The organism is Stenotrophomonas sp. YJH_SMC_91, from assembly GCF_059368495.1.
The window spans coordinates 85825-102751 of record NZ_JCAFRT010000013.1 but is presented as its reverse complement, the minus strand read 5'-3'; the positions used below and the strand labels follow the sequence as shown (position 1 = coordinate 102751).

Annotated in this window: 15 protein-coding genes and 1 riboswitch; of the genes, 9 read left to right on the top strand and 6 right to left on the bottom strand. The window is 66.9% G+C overall.

Translation table 11 applies throughout. The features are described 5' to 3' along the window. Window positions 1-73 precede the first annotated feature (73 nt). A complete protein-coding gene (gene purU / locus AC5P5X_RS15835) occupies window positions 74-925 on the top strand; it encodes a formyltetrahydrofolate deformylase (protein WP_005411937.1) in 852 nt (283 codons plus the stop codon). Between the two features lie 288 nt (window positions 926-1213). On the opposite strand, the gene pncA is transcribed toward purU, so the two are convergent. The 4 genes from pncA to AC5P5X_RS15815 form a co-directional block, all read right to left on the bottom strand. Beyond that, window positions 1214-1840, bottom strand: coding sequence for a bifunctional nicotinamidase/pyrazinamidase (gene pncA, locus AC5P5X_RS15830; RefSeq protein WP_024956219.1), 627 nt, complete (start codon window positions 1838-1840; stop codon window positions 1214-1216). A gap of 56 nt (window positions 1841-1896) precedes the next feature. After that, a complete protein-coding gene (locus AC5P5X_RS15825; protein WP_005407678.1) occupies window positions 1897-2583 on the bottom strand; it encodes an epoxyqueuosine reductase QueH in 687 nt (228 codons plus the stop codon). A 161-nt stretch (window positions 2584-2744) separates the two neighbouring features. Continuing rightward, window positions 2745-2974, bottom strand: a riboswitch (cobalamin riboswitch). Window positions 2975-3107: 133 nt separating this feature from the next. Then, window positions 3108-4517 (bottom strand): nicotinate phosphoribosyltransferase, encoded by a 1410-nt coding sequence (locus AC5P5X_RS15820; protein ID WP_060380900.1) that lies wholly within the window; start codon window positions 4515-4517, stop codon window positions 3108-3110. A gap of 64 nt (window positions 4518-4581) precedes the next feature. Continuing rightward, window positions 4582-5631 carry a bifunctional nicotinamide-nucleotide adenylyltransferase/Nudix hydroxylase gene (locus tag AC5P5X_RS15815; protein WP_049403797.1) on the bottom strand — a complete coding sequence of 350 codons (1050 nt, stop codon included), beginning with the start codon at window positions 5629-5631 and terminating at the stop codon, window positions 4582-4584. A gap of 193 nt (window positions 5632-5824) precedes the next feature. Between AC5P5X_RS15815 and AC5P5X_RS15810 the strand changes: the two genes are divergently transcribed. From AC5P5X_RS15810 to AC5P5X_RS15800, 3 genes are all read left to right on the top strand, one after another. Continuing rightward, window positions 5825-7717 carry a patatin-like phospholipase family protein gene (locus AC5P5X_RS15810; protein WP_111189200.1) on the top strand — a complete coding sequence of 631 codons (1893 nt, stop codon included), beginning with the start codon at window positions 5825-5827 and terminating at the stop codon, window positions 7715-7717. Window positions 7718-7809: 92 nt separating this feature from the next. Further along, on the top strand, window positions 7810-8388 hold the full coding sequence (locus tag AC5P5X_RS15805) for a hypothetical protein (RefSeq protein WP_099497414.1): 579 nt from the start codon (window positions 7810-7812) through the stop codon (window positions 8386-8388). Window positions 8389-8425: 37 nt separating this feature from the next. Continuing rightward, window positions 8426-8863, top strand: a complete 438-nt coding sequence (locus tag AC5P5X_RS15800; protein WP_099474155.1) for a YfbO family protein — start codon at window positions 8426-8428, stop codon at window positions 8861-8863. A gap of 444 nt (window positions 8864-9307) precedes the next feature. On the opposite strand, the gene AC5P5X_RS15795 is transcribed toward AC5P5X_RS15800, so the two are convergent. Next, window positions 9308-10675, bottom strand: a complete 1368-nt coding sequence (locus tag AC5P5X_RS15795) for a helix-turn-helix domain-containing protein (protein ID WP_059034185.1) — start codon at window positions 10673-10675, stop codon at window positions 9308-9310. 115 nt (window positions 10676-10790) lie between these two features. On the opposite strand from AC5P5X_RS15795, the gene AC5P5X_RS15790 reads away from it, so the two are divergent. Genes AC5P5X_RS15790 through mmsB form a run of 5 tightly spaced genes read left to right on the top strand, consistent with a single transcriptional unit; the run spans window position 10791 to window position 16330 of the window. Then, window positions 10791-12296: a CoA-acylating methylmalonate-semialdehyde dehydrogenase gene (locus tag AC5P5X_RS15790; RefSeq protein ID WP_012478809.1), complete on the top strand. Its 1506-nt coding sequence runs from the start codon at window positions 10791-10793 to the stop codon at window positions 12294-12296. Window positions 12297-12310: 14 nt separating this feature from the next. Further along, entirely contained in the window at window positions 12311-13477 is a 1167-nt protein-coding gene (locus tag AC5P5X_RS15785) for an acyl-CoA dehydrogenase family protein (protein ID WP_111189346.1), read from the top strand. Beyond that, entirely contained in the window at window positions 13474-14271 is a 798-nt protein-coding gene (locus AC5P5X_RS15780; RefSeq protein ID WP_005411946.1) for an enoyl-CoA hydratase, read from the top strand. The genes AC5P5X_RS15785 and AC5P5X_RS15780 overlap by 4 nt, the downstream gene beginning before the upstream one ends. Then, on the top strand, window positions 14268-15443 hold the full coding sequence (locus AC5P5X_RS15775; protein WP_111189347.1) for an enoyl-CoA hydratase/isomerase family protein: 1176 nt from the start codon (window positions 14268-14270) through the stop codon (window positions 15441-15443). The genes AC5P5X_RS15780 and AC5P5X_RS15775 overlap by 4 nt, the downstream gene beginning before the upstream one ends. After that, window positions 15440-16330 (top strand): 3-hydroxyisobutyrate dehydrogenase, encoded by an 891-nt coding sequence (gene mmsB / locus AC5P5X_RS15770; protein WP_005407687.1) that lies wholly within the window; start codon window positions 15440-15442, stop codon window positions 16328-16330. The genes AC5P5X_RS15775 and mmsB overlap by 4 nt, the downstream gene beginning before the upstream one ends. 148 nt (window positions 16331-16478) lie before the next feature. On the opposite strand, the gene AC5P5X_RS15765 is transcribed toward mmsB, so the two are convergent. After that, on the bottom strand, window positions 16479-16904 hold the full coding sequence (locus AC5P5X_RS15765) for an organic hydroperoxide resistance protein (protein ID WP_004153735.1): 426 nt from the start codon (window positions 16902-16904) through the stop codon (window positions 16479-16481). Between the last annotated feature and the right edge of the window lie 23 nt (window positions 16905-16927).

Below are 16927 nucleotides of genomic sequence, written 5' to 3'. Positions count from 1 at the left end.
TACTGAACCAAGCAGGCCGGTTGCACCCGTGATCATCCGGCCGCTGGGCAGGGCGCTGCCCTACACTGTGGCGATGCGCCCCGATTCCATTCTTACCCTGTCCTGCCCCGACCGCACCGGCATCGTCTACCGCGTGTCCGGCCTGCTGTTCGACCACGGCTGCAACATCCTCGACGCCCAGCAGTTCGGCGATGAGGAGAGTGGCCGCTTCTTCCTGCGCGTGCACTTCGACCGCGATGCCGGCCTGCCGCTGGAGACCGTGCACGCCGCCATGGCCACGCTTGCCGAGGGCTTCGGCATGGACTGGCAGCTGCACGATGGCCGACGCCGCGCGCGGCTGCTGGTGCTGGTCAGCAAACAGGGGCATTGCCTCAACGACCTGCTGTTCCGCGCCCACAGCGGCCAGCTGAAGGTGGACATCGCAGCAGTGGCGTCCAACCACGCCGACTTTGCGCCGCTGGCGGCGTCCTACCAGGTGCCGTTCCACCACCTGCCGGTGACCGCCGATACACGCGCGGTGCAGGAGCAGCAGATCATCGACCTGGTCGAGCGCGAGCGCATCGACCTGGTGGTGCTGGCGCGCTACATGCAGATCCTGTCACCCACGCTGTGCCGCGCGCTGGCCGGCCGTGCGATCAACATCCACCACAGCTTCCTGCCCAGCTTCAAGGGCGCGCAGCCGTACCACCAGGCACACGCGCGTGGGGTCAAGATCATCGGCGCCACCGCGCACTACGTCACCGAGGACCTGGACGAAGGCCCGATCATCGAACAGGACGTGGCCCGCGTGGACCATGCGATGGCACCGCGTGAACTGGTGCGGCTGGGAAGTGATACCGAATCGCTGGTGCTGGCACGCGCGGTTCGCCGCCATGTGGAGCACCGCATCCTGCTCAATGGGCATCGCACGGTGGTATTCCGGTAATCGCCCATCCCGCGTCCGCCGGGCATGGCCCGGCGCTACCACGGGTGCTATCCGGTAGTGCTGGCCGCTGGCCGGCAACTGCAGAGATCCCGAGGTTGCCGGCCAGCGGCCGGCACTACCGAATCCTGATTTCATCCAATGAAAAGCCCCCGGTTCGGCCGTCCCGCGATCTATAGGGGGGGCGTAGTTAGGGGGCTGGATGAATCGATTGTGTTGTTGTGGGCAGGAGCGCGCAAGCGGCATAAGCGGCGTGCGCGGTAGCGCCGGGCCATGCCCGGCGGTCACGCCTCAGACGATCGCGATCCCCGCCTTGCCCAGCGCCTCGCGCACCATCACGTCGTTGGCTTCGGTCACCGGCTTGGTCAGCTCCCACAGGAACTTCACCCGGAAGCCGGACTTTACCGCGTCCTGCGCGCTCCACAGCACGCAGTAGTCACGGGCCAGGCCGCATACGTGCACTTCGCGGATGCGGCGTTCATGCAGCCAGCCGGCCAGGCCGGTGGCCGGGCGCTCGCCATCGGGGCCGTGGTTCTCGCGGAAGGCGCTGTACGAATCCACCTGTTGGCGCGTGCCCTTGCGCAGGATCAGGTCGGCCACGGTCCAGTCCACGCCCGGGTGCAGGGCGGCACCGGCGCTGCCCTGCACGCAGTGGTCCGGCCACAGGGTCTGCGGCTGCGCGTGCAGCAGGATGGTCTCGAACGGGCGTTGGCCGGGGTGCTGGCTGGCGAACGAGGCATGGTCGGCCGGGTGCCAGTCCTGTGTTGCCACCACGGTGCGGTAGCGGCGCTGCACCAGCAGATCGGCAATGGGTGCCACCAGCGCATCGCCCTGGTCGCAGGCCAGCGCACCGCCGGGCATGAAGTCCGGCTGCAGGTCGATCACCAGCAGGGCGACATCGGCGGGCAGGGCGGTCATGGCAGATCCAGCACGAACTCAAGGGGCGACCAGCGTGGCCGCCCCATGCCTGCACGTCAATCGTCCTGCGGCGTCCCAGCGTCCTGCCCGTAGTACAACAGGCCGATCTTGATCCGCTCGCGGCCATTCTCGCGGCGATGGCGGTTGGCATCGCGCAGCGAGTACACGCAGCCGCAGTATTCCTGCTGGTAGAACTGCTCGCGCTTGCTGATCTCGATCATGCGGCTGGCACCGCCGCCCTTGCGCCAGTTGTAGTCCCAGTACTGCAGGCCTTCATAGCGCGAGGCGGCGCGGATGCCGCAGTCGTTGATCTGCGCCATGTTCTTCCAGCGCGAGATGCCCAGCGAAGAACTGATGGTGTCGTAGCCGTGCTCGTGCGCGTACAGCGCAGTGCGCTCGAAGCGCATGTCGAAGCACATCGTGCAGCGGATGCCGCGCTCGGGCTCGTTTTCCATGCCGCGTGCACGGCTGAACCAGTTGTCGGTGTCGTAGTCGCAGTCGATGAAAGGAATGCCGTGCTGCTCGGCGAAGCGGATGTTCTCCTGCTTGCGCAGCTCGTACTCCTTCACCGGGTGGATGTTGGGGTTGTAGAAGAAGATCGCGTAGTCGATCCCGGAGGCGGTGATCGCCTCCATCACTTCGCCGGAACAGGGCGCGCAGCACGAATGCAGCAGCAGGCGCTTGCCGTCGGCGGGCAGGGTCAGGGTGGGGCGTTGGAGCTCGGTCATCGTCAGGTACCGCATGGACCGCCGGCAACGGCGGTGGCCCATGCATCAGCGCGTGGGTGAACGGGTCTGGCCGGATACCGTGAACAGGACGCGCGCGGCCACACCGCCTGCACGCGCAGGACGACGACGGCCCCGGCAACCTCCCCGCGGAGATTCCAGGTCGAGTCAGGGAACGGTCGTGTCCCCCGGCCGGGGCCGGTATTCGGGCTGATGGACACGGGCCGCAGCCCACCTACTACCCGCCGCTTCCCAGGTGCGAGCCCAGTGCTGTTGGCAGGATTCGTTTCCATTCACCGCTGCGGGGCAGCTCCGGAATGGACGCGCGAGGCGCCTTCACCGGATTCCCGTTTAAATCCCTCCCCGCGCCGCAGCGATGGGAGGGATACCTTCGGCGTGTGCAAGGTGGACCTGTTGGTGGCGCCGGTCAAGAGCGCAGGGGTCAGAACCCGCTGCGCTGCAACGGGATCCGACCCCAGCGGAAGGAAGGGGTCGGATCCCGCTGCCACGCAGCGGGCTCTGACCCCGGTCGGGATGCACCTTCAATGCCCCACGGCCGCCCGCGTGCGGATGTCGTCCAGCCGCTGGTCGTACAGAAGATGGCCGTTCTCCCACACGGTCACCATTGCGTCCTCGAAGCCGTCCGGCAGGGTGTCGTCGCCGTTGGCCGGCAGTGGCACCGTATGCAGGCTGCCATCGTCCAGGTGGCGCAGCAGGCGCATGCGGCCGCGCTTGCTGGCCTTGCCGGCGTCGGTGACCGGATCCTTGTAGACGTCGATCCACTCGCCCTCGACCCGTGCGGCCGAGCACTTCAGCGCGAACTTCTGCGTATCGCGGTCCAGCCGCTGCAGCAGCGCACCGCCCATGCCGAAGGCCACGTTGTCGGCGGCGTAGCCGTCGTCGGTGATGCGCTGCAGGATCGCGCGGATGGTGTCCGGATTGATGCCATCGCCCTGGATCACCCGCACGTGGTTGAGCACGCGATAGCCCTTGCCGTTGATCGCGTGGCCGAAGGCTTCATCCAGCCGGCGCAGGCTTTCGGCCACCACCTCCACCGGGTCACCCGAGTCGGGACGGATGACCAGGGTGGCGCCCGACGCGATCACGTCATCGCGCAGGGTGGTGCCCCAGTGTTCGCTGATCGCGCGGTAGATGTCATAGCTGTCCGACACCACCGCCACGATCGAACCGGGCTTGCCGAACTGGCGCAGCATGTTGCGATAGGCGTCCACCTCGCGTTCGCGGCCCCAACTGGTGATGGTGCTGTGCTCGGCGGCCGGAATCGAATAGCCGGCCATCGGCGCGTGGTAGTGCGCGCGTGCCAGGCACAGCGCCGACACGGTATCGGTGCCGAGGAAGTTGACCAGGTGCGCGGCACCGCCCAACGCGGCCGATTCCAGGCTCGATACACCGCGCGCGCCGAAGTCGTGCAGCTTGAACGGCAGCTGCTCCTGCGGGTCGTCGCTGGTCTGCTGCAGGAACGCGGCGATGGTCTGCCGTGCGTGCCAGCTGATGGTGGCCACGGTGACCGGATACCACACGCGCAGCAGCAGCGTTTCCAGATACGACGGCACCCAGAACGCAGCCGGATCGGTCGACTCGATGGTCATCAGTGCCTGGTGGGTGGGCACCACGCTGCCCTCGGGAACGGCGCGGATGCGCACCGGCAGGTGGCCGCCAAGCCGGTCGACGATATCGCGCCAGCCGGCCTCGTTGAACGGTTCGCCATGGGCGGCGAATACCGCAGCAGCGTCGTCGATGTCGGCGTGGGTGACCGGTCGTGCCAGCGCGTCCTTGAGGATCGCCTGCAGGCCGAAGAACACCGTGCGATCGTGCAGGCCGCCACGTGATTCGACGTAGAAGAACGTGGCATCGGTACCCGGCGGGTACTGCAGCCAATGGCTGGCCTTGTAGCTGTCGGTGTTGAGGAGAAGATTATCGAGGTAGTGCATGACGGAAGCTCCTTCGCGTCGAGTGACACCAGCGGTCTGTCCGCCAGTGGGGAGGCCGGGCCTGTCAGCCGCGGCCGAGGAAATACTCCAGGATGTGCAGGTGGTCTTCGAACAGCTGCGGGCCCATGTCCAGGGCTTCACTCACCGGTATCCAGCGCGCCTTGTCGGCGTCATCGCCGCCGCGCACCGGCGGCAGTTCACCGGCCGGGAATTCGAAGTGGAAACCGTGGGTGATGGTGCGGCCGCGCTGGCTGCGGTCGGGGTGGTCGAAGACCTGCTGGCCCTTCAGCGACCCCTTCAGCACCGGCAGCGGAATCTTCAGCCGGGTTTCCTCGCGTAGTTCGCGCAGGCAGCTGTCGAGCAGGCTCTGTTCCTGGCCGACGAAGCCGCCGGGCAGCGCCCACAGCCCCTTGCCGGGTTCCGAGCGGCGACGCACCAGCAGCACGTGGCCCGAATGCACCACCACCGCATCGGTGGTGACGAAGGTGGGCGCGTAGGGCGCATCCTTCCAGGCGGCCTTGTACTGTTCGATGAAGCGGTACTCGGCCACCAGCTGGCCATAGGCAGGCGCGCTTTTGCGGAACGCTTCAAGCATGTCGTACACCGGCGCCGGCACATTGCCACGCAGCATCAGCAGCGCACCGTGGAAGTCGACGTCGCCGGCTTCGAACAGGTAGCGCCGCAGCTCGGTGGCCGACAGGGTGGCGGTGTGCTGCACGTCCACCAGCGGCCACTGCGGGAACTCGCGCAGGTAGTAGCTGGACGCGTCCTTGTCCATGCCGATCAGGCCCACCTTCGCATCGGCGGCGGCGCCGTCGTTGCGCAGGGCTTCAGCCACCTGGCGCTGCACGTTGGCGATCCACTGCGCTTCGTTGTACAGGTGGTCACGCAGCGGGCGGATCAGCAGACGGTCGGTGTGGCCATCGAGGGCGGCCTGGATCATCACGGCGCGTTCGGCCACGGTCCAGGGATTGCGCAGGCTGCGGGGGGTATCGGCAGAGCCGACCAGGAAGATCAGCTTGCGGGCCCGGCTCAGGGCCAGGCGGGCAACGGCGGCGTGGCCGTTGTGGAAGGGCTCGAATCGCCCGATGAAGACGAGATAGTCGAATTCCATGAGAATCCCTCATGTCGTTGTGGCAGCCGCGGGTCTGTCCCTTGGCTTGCTGCAGATGCTACGCCGATGGCGGGGCGGGTCAAGCCTGCAGCCGTGCTTTCTGCTGAACGGCGCATCGCGTGCGCGGACTGCGCCGTTGTTCTCAGGCCCTGAGAAGCCCCTGCGCCATACTGGCACCCACGCGGCGGACGGCATGCTCGGGGGCAAGACAGTGGCGGACAGGTACTGCGATCTGGTCATGAAAGGCGGCATCACCAGCGGCATCGTGTACCCCAATGCGGTACTGGCGCTGGCGCGCGAGTATCGCTTCAAGAGCATCGGCGGCACTTCGGCCGGCGCCATCGCCGCCGCCGTGGCGGCTGCGGCGGCCTGCGGTGATCGTCGCCAGCAGGCCGGCGAGCACCTGCCCGGCGATGCCGGCTATGGCGGGTTGTCGGCGGTGTCGGCGCAGCTGTCGCGGCGCGGCTTCATCTACAGCCTGTTCCAGCCCGCACGCGGGGCACGCGCGGCCTATCGCCTGCTGGTGGTGCTGACCGGCAATGCAAGCCTGCCGCACAAACTGCTGTGCCTGGCCGTTGCCGTGTTCGAGATCGCGCCGCTGGAAGTGCTGGTGTCGCTGGCGCTGCTGCTCGGCCTGGGCTGGTGGGGCGGTGGTTGGAGCGGGGTGGCGGCCACGCTGCTGCCGTCGCTGCTGTGTGCGTACGGTGCGGGTGTGGCCGGTGCCGCGCTTCGTGTGGCACGCGTGGCGCGACGCAATCTGCTGGGCCTGTGCAGCGGCCTCGGCCGCGATGCACGCACACCGGCACTGACCGAGTGGCTGCACGAATGCCTGCAGCAGTTGTCCGGCAAGCCGCTGGATGCACCGCTCACCTTCGCCGACCTGCACGACGCGCCGCGCTATGCCGGCGAGCCGGACAGCCCGCATGCGATCAGCCTGCAGATGATCACCACCTGCGTGTCGCACAACGAGCCGCGCACGCTGCCGCTGGGCGGCGCGCAGTTCTGGTTCCTGCGCGAGGAATTCGAGCAGCTGTTCCCGGCCAGCGTGGTGCAGTGGCTGGTGACGCAGGCCGGCCCGCCGCTGGAGGTGGAAGGGCGACAGTACTACCACCTGCCGCCGGGCCCGAAGCTGCCGGTGCTGGTGGCCACGCGCATGAGCCTGAGCTTCCCGCTGCTGATCAGCGCGGTGCCGCTGCATGAACCCTCACGCCGCGAACGACGCTGCGAGCCGACCGCGCCGGCGGCCGACCCCGAGCACAACGTGGCCGACAGCATGGAAGGGCTGACCAGCGCCGGGCAGGCTTGCGGCCCGGTGATCACCGCCTTCCGCATCTGCTGGTTCTCCGATGGTGGCATCAGCAGCAATTTCCCGATCCATCTGTTCGATGCCGCGTTGCCGCGCTGGCCTACCTTCGCCATCAATCTGGTCTACCCGCAGCACGCCGAAGAGGTGAACCACGGCAGCAATGGCCGCCAGTCGCTGGAGCACGCGGTGTTCCTGCCCACCGAGAACCGACACGGCTGGCAGCGCACCTACCAGTCGATCGCCACACCGCTGGCGGCCGCCGAGCTGGGCCGCTTCCTGTTCGCGGTGGTGGCGACCATGCAGAACTGGCGCGATCTGCTGCAGGCGCGCGCGCCGGGTTACCGCGACCGCATCGTGCACGTCAGCCTGCAGGGCGACGAAGGCGGCATGAACCTGGACATGCCGCAGGAGGTGCTGACCCGCATCGCCGACAAGGGCAGCCTCGCCGGCGCGCGCTTCTGTTCGTTCTCGTTCGAGAACCACTACTGGATCCGCTGGCGCAACCTGGCCTCGGCCTACCAGCGCTACACGCTGGAAGTGGCACGCACCGATGATCCGGCGCAGCAGGTACTGGCCTACCGCGCGGCGTACGCGATGGTTGCCCGCGGGGAACCGGCACCGCCGTCGTACAAGCTGGGCTCGGAAGACAAGCGGCTGGCCTCGCAGCAGCTGTGGGGGTTGATGGTCGAGCAGGGACGTACCTGGGAAGACCTCGGCCCGGACCTCACTGACGGCGCACCGCGTCCGTTGCCGCAGATGAAGGTGACGCCGATCTACTGACTGCCTCAACGAACATGCAAGCATTGCGAAGTGGCCCATTGGCATTTCCGCCCATGGAGCTTCTATCCAGAGACAGGACCGGGAGCACTCAAATGACATCACTGAAGGTTGACATTGAAGCCAGCGTGGAAAAGGACATCCGCAACTGTCTTCGCGTTTGGCCGAAACTCTTGTTTATCGGTGCTGGATTGGTCGTGTCCGGTGGGCTTTTGCCTGCGCTGTATGGACCGGTGATTGCGATGTTCAAGGAGCTGTTCTCACCGAACTTCATCAGTGCAGCGATCGGCTCAGTTTTTTTCATGGCGGGTCTTGCTGCCTTCACATTTGGGCGCGGCGGAGGCGTGCTTGAGCCCGTCAGGAGCTGGATGATGAACATTGCCCAGCAGATTGCGTCCTACATTTGGTCCGCTTGTTCTTTTGCTGCGCCTATATTTATTGGCGCCGCTGGAGCTCTGTTTGCGGTAGGTCAATGGAGAAGCGCCATGATTCTGGGCCACTTCTGTCTTTTACTTGTCGTGTTGGGAGCGGTCCCGCGAATCTGCATCTACTCGTTGGAGATCGTACCTTCTGCCAACGCTGGGTCATTGCTGCGGAATGGGCGCTTGCAGGGCTTGTTCCTGCTGAGCGCGTCGTTGTTGATTCTGAGGGAATTGGTGATTAATCCTGCATAGATAGGATGTATAGCTCCCCACGCGTAGAGGAATGCCCATGTCTCTCCGTCAGCAACTGCTGGACTTGCTTGAACGCCTCGACGCCCGTGATCCGGAGCGCCTACCGGTGGTACCGCTGACCGCATATTTCGAAGGCAACGACTTCGAAGAGTGCATCGCACCGAACCAGTGGGGTTATGGTCGCCCGTCGATTGCCGAGCTGTACGCACGCTTGGCCGCGATCGCCGAAAAGCCTGAAGTGGAAGGTGTCTACGTCGGCCTGCACCAGGACTGGGGCAGTGCGCTGGAAGACGACAGCGAATGGCCTGCCGCGGAGAACGTGCACGTGCTGACCCGCGCCGACGCCGCAACCGTGGAAGGCTGGCTGAAGGGCCTGAAATGCGACGGCGTCGGCGAAGGCTGGCCGTACGGCCAACACATCGATGCACCCGTTCCCTCGGAAGGCCACCGCGTGCTGACCGTATTCTGGGACTAGTAGAGCCACGCCACGCGTGGATGCATTTCGCGCACGGCCACAGCGTGCCGACCAAGGTCGACACCCACCCACAGCAGCGGGAAACTGTCGAAGGCGGGGTGGGTCCGGTTGCGGGGGCGTGAGCCGCATAGGCCCGAGGCATGCCTCGGGCGGGTTGGGCAGGACGCCCAACCCCGGTCTTGCTCGTGTGCGCAGGACTGCGCACACGAGCAAGCGGCGACCGAGCTTACATGGGTGAGGGCGCTTTGCTTGCGAAGCACTGCTTCGCAAGCGCCCGAACGCACAGCCACCAGCGGCTGGGCCGGGCCCCGGAGGGGGACTTGCAGCGTCCCCCGCAACCGGACCCACCCCGCCATCCCACGGAAAGCCCGCTGTTGCTTTTGAGGTTGCCGGCCAGCGGCCGGCACTACCGCAGGTGCAGGGCGCAGCCCTGCCGAACCAACCCTACCGCCCCGGCAACTGCGCGAACGCGCGCTGCATGCAGTCCTCGCGCGGGCACACCCGGCAACCCGGTCCGATCGACACCGAGTTCCCCGGGCTCTGCACATCCAGCCCCAGCGAATACACCAGTCGTTCGGCATGCTGCAGGTCGCAGCCCAACGCCACCGCGAAGGTCTTGCGTGGCTGGCCATGGCCGACCGGACCACTGCTGACCTGCCGCGCCAGCCAGAAATGACGGCGGCCATCGGGCATGCGCGCGGTCTGGGTGAGGATGCGGCCGGGCTGGTTGAACGCCTCGTAGACGATCCACAGCGGGCACGACCCTCCCACCTGCGAGAAATGGAAATCGGTGGCCGAATGGCGCTTGGAGACGTTGCCGGCGCGATCCACGCGGATGAAAAAGAACGGCAGGCCGGGCGCGCTGCGCCGTGCCAACGTGCTCAGCCGATGGCAGACCGCTTCAAAGCCCACGCCGAACTGGTGCGCCAGCAGCTCGATGTCGTAACTGCTGGCCTCGGCCGCACGCAGGAAACGCATGTACGGCATCACCAACGCACCGGCGAAGTAATTCGACAAGCCAATCCGCGCCTGCGCGATGCGTGCCTCATCGGTAAAGCCAGCGCGCGCCACCACCGCATCGATCTGCGGCAGGTAGCCGTGAAGGGCCAGCTCGGCCGCCATCTGGAACGCCTGCTGGCCGGGCTCCAGGTAATCGGGCAGCCACAGCCGCCGCGCACCGGCATCGTATTGCCGTTTCTCGCGCCCGGCCTGCAGGGCGGCCACTTCCACCAGCACACCATGGCGGTCGGCCAGCAGCTGGCGCAGGCGTGGCGCCACATGCCCGGGTGACAGCCCCCACTCGGCGAACAGGCGCTCGGCCAGCTCGTCCAGCTCGGGAATGTGGTTGTGCATGCGGTTGAAGAACTCGCGTACCTGGTCGCCGGCCGGCAGGGTGCTGCCGGCACCGGGCTCGCCCAGCTGGAACTCCAGCGCGGCGGCATGCTCGCGCAGCGCCAGGTGGCGGCGGTGCAGGTCCAGCAGTGCGCGGCTGACCTGCGGCAGGTTGCCGGCCAGGGCGCGCAGCTCGGTCGCGCTGACTTCGGCCAAGCCGAGGTCGCGCAGGGTCTCGCCCAGCGCTTCCTGCAGGGCAGCGGGCTCATCTTCGTCGAACAGTGAGGAAACATCGCCCAATACCTCGCCCAGCTTCTTCTGCACGGCCGGGGTGAGTGGGCGTTTGTTGCGCTCGATCTGGTTCAGGTAACTGGCCGACAGGCCCAAGGCGCGGGCCAGGTCCACCTGGCTGTAGCCGCGCTGCTCGCGCAGCCGTAGCAAGCGCAGGCCAAGCTGCCGCTGGGTGGCTGAATAATTCACAGAATTAACATGAATCGTCTGGCGTGTTGGCCAGATTAAGCGGATTCAGCCCGGAAATCGAGACGGGTGCTGTGAATAATGCCAAGCATCTTTCGCACCCCGTGGGATTGTCGTCATGACTGTTGCAGCGCCCCGTATCCGCATGCTGATCGATGGCCAGTTCGTTGAATCGGCCACCTCCCACTGGCAGGACGTGATCAATCCGGCCACCCAGGACGTGCTGGCCAAGGTGCCGTTCGCCACCACCGGCGAAGTGGACGCCGCCGTCGCCGCCGCCAAGGAAGCCTTCAAGACCTGGCGCAAGACCCCGATCGGCACCCGCGCGCGCATCTTCCTGAAGTACCAGCAGCTGATCCGCGAGAACATGAGCGAGCTGGCCCACATCCTCACCGCCGAACAGGGCAAGACCCTGCCGGATGCCGAAGGCGATGTGTTCCGTGGCCTGGAAGTGGTCGAGCACGCCGCCGCCATCGGCAACCTGCAGTTGGGAGAGCTGGCCAACAACGTGGCCAATGGCGTGGACACCTACACGATCATGCAGCCGCTGGGCGTGTGCGCTGGCATCACCCCGTTCAACTTCCCGGCGATGATCCCGCTGTGGATGTTCCCGATGGCGATTGCAACGGGCAACACCTTCATCCTCAAGCCGTCCGAGCAGGACCCGATGGTCACCATGCGCCTGGTCGAGCTTGCCCTGGAAGCCGGCATTCCGAAGGGCGTGCTGAACGTCGTCCACGGTGGCGAGGAAGTGGTCAACGCGATCTGCGACCACCCGGACATCAAGGCCGTGTCGTTCGTCGGTTCCACCCGCGTCGGTACCCACGTCTACAACCGCGCCTCGCTGGCCGGCAAGCGCGTGCAGTGCATGATGGGCGCCAAGAACCACGCCGTGGTGCTGCCGGACGCCAACAAGGAACAGACCCTCAACGCAATGGTCGGTGCCGCCTTCGGTGCCGCGGGCCAGCGCTGCATGGCCGCCTCCACCCTGGTGCTGGTCGGTGAGGCGCGCAACTGGGTGCAGGACCTGGTCGAAAAGGCCAAGACGTTGAAGGTCAGCGCCGGCACCGTGTCCGGCACCGACGTCGGCCCGGTCATTTCCTGCAGCGCCCGTGAGCGCGTGGAAGGCCTGATCGCCTCGGGCGTGGAGCAGGGCGCCAAGCTGGTACTCGACGGCCGCAAGCCGCAGGTCGATGGCTTCGAGAAGGGCAACTTCGTCGGCCCGACCATCTTTGCCGGTGTCACCACCGACATGCGCATCTACCAGGAAGAAATCTTCGGGCCGGTGCTGGTCATCCTCGAAGCAGAAACGCTGGAAGACGCCATCGCGATGGTCAACAGCAACCCGAATGGCAACGGCACCGCACTGTTCACCCAGTCCGGCGCGGCCGCGCGCAAGTTCCAGGAAGACATCGACGTCGGCCAGGTCGGCATCAACGTGCCGATCCCGGTGCCGGTGCCGCTGTTCTCGTTCACCGGTTCGCGCGCCTCCAAGCTGGGTGACCTGGGCCCGTATGGCAAGCAGGTGGTGCTGTTCTACACCCAGACCAAGACGGTCACCGCGCGCTGGTTCGATGACGAGACGCTGAGCCACGGCGTCAACACCACGATCAGCCTGAAGTAACGGCAGGAGCAGCCATGAGCCACTCGATGACGACGGAACTGGAAGAAGCGCAGCAGGCGTACCGCGAGGCGGCGCGCGACTTCGCACAGGCCGAACTGGCGCCGCACGCCGCGCGATGGGATGCGGAGGGCATCTTTCCGCGCGAGGCGATCGCCAAGGCCGGTGAACTGGGCTTCTGCGGCCTGTACATGGACCCGGAAGTGGGCGGCAGCGGCCTGAGCCGACTGGACGCCGCCGTCGTCATCGAGGAGCTCGCCAACGTCGATCCGTCGACCGCGGCGTACATCAGCATCCACAACATGGCCTCGTGGATGGTGTCCAAGTGGGGCCAGCCGGCCCTGCGCGATGCGTGGGGCGCCGATCTGTCCTCGGGCAGCAAGCTGGCCTCGTACTGCCTGACCGAACCGGGTGCGGGTTCCGATGCGGCGTCGCTGAAGACCACCGCCGTGCGCGATGGCGACTTCTATGTGCTGAATGGCTCCAAGGCCTTCATTTCCGGCGCCGGTGCCACCGAGCTGCTGGTGGTGATGGCGCGCACCGGTGGCCCCGGTGCCGGCGGTGTCAGCGCCATTGCGGTGCCGTCGGACCTGCCGGGCATCAGCTTCGGCCGCAAGGAAGAGAAGATGGGCTGGAACAGCCAGCCCACCCGTGGCATCACCTTCGAAAACGTCCGCGTGCCGGTCAGCCACCTTCTGGGAGAGGAAGGCGGCGGCTTCAGGCTGGCGATGAAGGGTCTGGACGGCGGCCGCATCAACATCGCCGCCTGCTCGCTGGGTGCCGCGCAGGGTGCGCTGGATGCCGCACGCCGCTACATGGGCGAGCGCCGCCAGTTCGGCAAGGCGCTGGCCGAGTTCCAGGCGCTGCAGTTCAAGCTGGCCGACATGGTCACCCAGCTGGTCGCCGCCCGGCAGATGGTGCACACCGCCGCGCGCAAGCTCGATGCCGGTGCCAGCGACGCCAACGTGTGGTGCGCGATGGCCAAGCGCTTCGCCACCGATGCCGGCTTCAACGTCTGCAACGAAGCGCTGCAGATCCACGGCGGCTACGGCTACATCCGCGAATACCCGATCGAGCGCCTGCTGCGTGACTGCCGCGTGCACCAGATCCTGGAAGGCACCAACGAGATCATGCGGGTGATCGTTGCCCGTCACCTGCTCAACACCGAAGAGGAACTGCGATGAAGGATTGGCGTACCCAGGAGCACGTGGGCCTGAAGGTGGAGGTGGATGGTCACACCGCCGTGGTCACCCTGAACAACCCGCCGGCGCACACCTGGACCGTGCACAGCCTGTCGGCGCTGCGCGACCTGGTGGGTGCGCTCAACGCAGACCGCGACATCTACGCGCTGGTGATCACCGGTGACGGCGAGAAGTTCTTCTCCGCCGGTGCCGACCTCAACCAGTTCGCCTCCGGCGACAAGGCCGCTGCACGCGAGGCCGCGCGCCGCTTCGGTGAAGCCTTCGAAGCGCTGTCCGGTTTCCGCGGCGTGTCGATCGCCGCGATCAACGGCTACGCCATGGGCGGTGGCCTGGAATGCGCACTGGCCTGCGACCTGCGCATCATTGAAGACCACGCCCAGGTGGCGCTGCCGGAGGCCACCGTCGGCCTGTTGCCGTGTGCCGGTGGCACCCAGAACCTGCCGCGCCTGGTCGGCGAGGGCTGGGCCAAGCGCATGATCCTGCTGGGCGAGCGCATCAATGCCGAGACCGCACTGCGCATTGGCCTGGCCGAAGAAAAGGTCGGCAAGGGCGAAGCCAAGGCACTGGCCCTGGAATGGGCGAAGAAGGCCGGCAAGCAGAGCCCGACCAGCATCGCCGCCTGCAAGACCCTGGTGCAGTCCACCCGCACCGGCACCCACGCCTCGGCGCTGGTGGCCGAGCGTGAAGCCTTCGTCGACCTGTTCGACACCGCCGACCAGGTCGAGGGCGTGACCGCCTTCCTGGAAAAGCGCACCGCGCAGTGGAAGAACGCATGAGCATCGACACCGTTGCCGACGACGCACCGGTGCTGTTCGAGGAGCGCGTGGCCGGCAACGGCACGCGCATCGGCATCGCCACGCTCAACGCGCCGCGCACGCTCAATGGTTTCTCGCTGCCGATGGCGCACCTGCTGCTGAAGCAGCTGAATGCCTGGGCCGATGACGACGGCATCGCCATGGTGGTGCTGCAGGGTGCCGGTGAGAAGGCGTTCTGCGCCGGCGGCGACCTGCACAGCCTGTACAAGAGCATGGTCGCCTTCCGCGAGGCCGGCTGCAGCGACATCCGCGAGAACGACTACGCCGCCGAGTTCTTCGACGTCGAATACCGCGTCGATCATCTCATCCACACCTACGCCAAGCCGATCCTGTGCTGGGGCCATGGCATCGTGATGGGCGGCGGCATCGGCCTGATGTCCGGCGCCAGCCACCGCGTGGTCAGCGAGCGCTCCAAGCTGGCCTTCCCGGAAATCACCGTCGGCCTGTTCCCCGATGTCGGTGGCAGCTGGCTGCTGCCGCGCGTACCGGGCAAGGGCGGCCTGTTCCTGGCGCTGACCGGCGCGCTGCTCAACCCGGGCGACGCCATCTACGCCGGCCTGGCCGACGTGCACGTGGCCGAAGAACGCCGCAGCGCGGTGTTCGATGCGCTGCTGCAGGTGGCCTGGTCGGGCGATGCCGCACACAACCACGAACGCCTGACCCATCTGCTGCAGTCGCACGCCAGCGACGCCGCCACCGGCCCGTTGCTGGCCAATGCGGCGCAGGTCGAGGCGCTGTGCGAAGGCGATGACCTGCAGGCCATCGTGGCGCGCATTGCCGGCCTGCAGACCGACGACGCCTGGTTGCAGGCCGCACAGAAGACTCTCGCCGCCGGTGCACCCGGTTCGGCACGGTTGGCGTACGAACTGCAGCGCCGCAGTGCCGGCCAGGATCTGGCCGCGATCTATCGCCTGGAGTACATCGTCGCGCTGCACTGCGCCGCCCACGGTGATTTCGCCGAAGGCATCCGCGCGTTGCTGGTCGACAAGGACCGCAATCCGCAGTGGAACCCGGCCACCCTGGCCGAGGCCACCGGCGCGTGGGCCGACACCTTCTTCGCTTCCCCCTGGGCCGATGCCGCGCATCCGCTGGCCGACCTGGGCACTCCCCTTGTTGAAAGGAGCCTTGCATGAGCCGCATTGCATTCATCGGGTTGGGCAACATGGGTGGCCCGATGGCCGCCAATCTGGTCAAGAACGGCCACAGCGTGCGCGTGTTCGATCTGGTCCCGGCCGCGGTGCAGGCCGCCGTTGACGCCGGTGCCAGTGCTGCGTCGTCGGCACGCGACACCCTGGCCGATGCCGAAGTGGTGATCTCGATGCTGCCGGCCAGCCGCCATGTCGAAGGCGTGTACCTGGGCGACGACGGCATCCTTGCCGCGATTCCGGCCGGTGCGCTGGTCATCGACTGCAGCACGATCGCCCCGGCCAGCGCCCGCAAGGTCTCCGAAGCCGCTGCCGCGCGTGGCCTGCAGATGATCGACGCACCGGTGTCCGGCGGTACCGCCGGTGCCCAGGCCGGCACCCTTACCTTCATCGTCGGTGGCGAAGAGGATGCGCTGGAGCGCGCCCGTCCGGTGCTGCAGGCGATGGGCAAGAACATCTTCCATGTCGGCGCCAGCGGCGCCGGCCAGGTCGCCAAGCTGTGCAACAACATGGCGCTGGGCGTGATCATGGCCGTCACCGGTGAAGCCATCGCCCTGGGCGTGGCGCACGGTCTGGACCCGAAGGTGCTGTCGCAGATGATGGCGGTCAGCACCGGCCGCAGCTGGGCCACCGAAGTGTGCAACCCGTGGCCGGGCGTGCTGGAAAACGCGCCGGCCTCGCGCGGCTACAGCGGCGGTTTCGGCAGCGATCTGATGCTGAAGGACATGGGCCTGGCGGTGGAAGCGGCGATGAGTGTCGGTGCCTCGATTCCGCTGGGCGAAGTGGCCCGCAACCTGTACTCGATGAACCACCAGGCCGGCCGCGGCAAGCTGGATTTCTCCAGCGTCGTGCAGCTCATCACCAGCGAAAAATGACCTGGTAGTGCCGGCCGCTGGCCGGCAACCTCATGCCCCCCTGTGGGACAACGAAGGTGGGATGGGCGGATGTTCGGTTTCGACCGGCATCCGCCCATTTTTTTGCTCTTTACGTTGGTAGTGCCGGCCGCTGGCCGGCAGCACCCCATCAGGCAACGATCAGCGTCACGTCGATGTTGCCGCGGGTGGCGTTGGAGTACGGGCACACGATGTGCGCCTTCTGCACCAGTTCTTCCACCTGCTCGCGCGGCACGCCCGGCACGTTGATGGTCAGCTCGGCTTCGATGCCGAAGCCGGTCGGGATCTGGCCGATGCCCACTTTGCCGGTCACGGTGGTGTCGGCCGGCAGCGCGACCTTGGCCTGGCCGGCCACGAACTTCAGCGCGCCCAGGAAGCAGGCCGAATAGCCGGCGGCGAACAGCTGTTCCGGGTTGGTGCCCGGGCCACCGGCGCCGCCCAGCTCGCGCGGGGTCGACAGCTGGATGTCCAGCACGTTGTCGGAGGAGACGGAACGGCCTTCACGGCCGCCGGTGGAGGTGGCCTGGGCGGTGTACAGAACCTTTTCGATGGACATCGGGATGCTCCTGGTCGGTGGGT

Coding starts and splice junctions, on each gene's coding strand:
- AC5P5X_RS15780 (WP_005411946.1), top strand. CDS start 13,474: ATGAAGGATTGGCGTACCCAGGAGCACGTGGGCCTGAAGGTGGAGGTG.
- AC5P5X_RS15810 (WP_111189200.1), top strand. CDS start 5,825: ATGCTCGGGGGCAAGACAGTGGCGGACAGGTACTGCGATCTGGTCATG.
- AC5P5X_RS15785 (WP_111189346.1), top strand. CDS start 12,311: ATGAGCCACTCGATGACGACGGAACTGGAAGAAGCGCAGCAGGCGTAC.
- AC5P5X_RS15825 (WP_005407678.1), bottom strand. CDS start 2,583: ATGCGGTACCTGACGATGACCGAGCTCCAACGCCCCACCCTGACCCTG.
- pncA (WP_024956219.1), bottom strand. CDS start 1,840: ATGACCGCCCTGCCCGCCGATGTCGCCCTGCTGGTGATCGACCTGCAG.
- mmsB (WP_005407687.1), top strand. CDS start 15,440: ATGAGCCGCATTGCATTCATCGGGTTGGGCAACATGGGTGGCCCGATG.
- AC5P5X_RS15765 (WP_004153735.1), bottom strand. CDS start 16,904: ATGTCCATCGAAAAGGTTCTGTACACCGCCCAGGCCACCTCCACCGGC.
- AC5P5X_RS15805 (WP_099497414.1), top strand. CDS start 7,810: ATGACATCACTGAAGGTTGACATTGAAGCCAGCGTGGAAAAGGACATC.
- AC5P5X_RS15820 (WP_060380900.1), bottom strand. CDS start 4,517: ATGCACTACCTCGATAATCTTCTCCTCAACACCGACAGCTACAAGGCC.
- purU (WP_005411937.1), top strand. CDS start 74: ATGCGCCCCGATTCCATTCTTACCCTGTCCTGCCCCGACCGCACCGGC.
- AC5P5X_RS15790 (WP_012478809.1), top strand. CDS start 10,791: ATGACTGTTGCAGCGCCCCGTATCCGCATGCTGATCGATGGCCAGTTC.
- AC5P5X_RS15800 (WP_099474155.1), top strand. CDS start 8,426: ATGTCTCTCCGTCAGCAACTGCTGGACTTGCTTGAACGCCTCGACGCC.
- AC5P5X_RS15775 (WP_111189347.1), top strand. CDS start 14,268: ATGAGCATCGACACCGTTGCCGACGACGCACCGGTGCTGTTCGAGGAG.
- AC5P5X_RS15815 (WP_049403797.1), bottom strand. CDS start 5,631: ATGGAATTCGACTATCTCGTCTTCATCGGGCGATTCGAGCCCTTCCAC.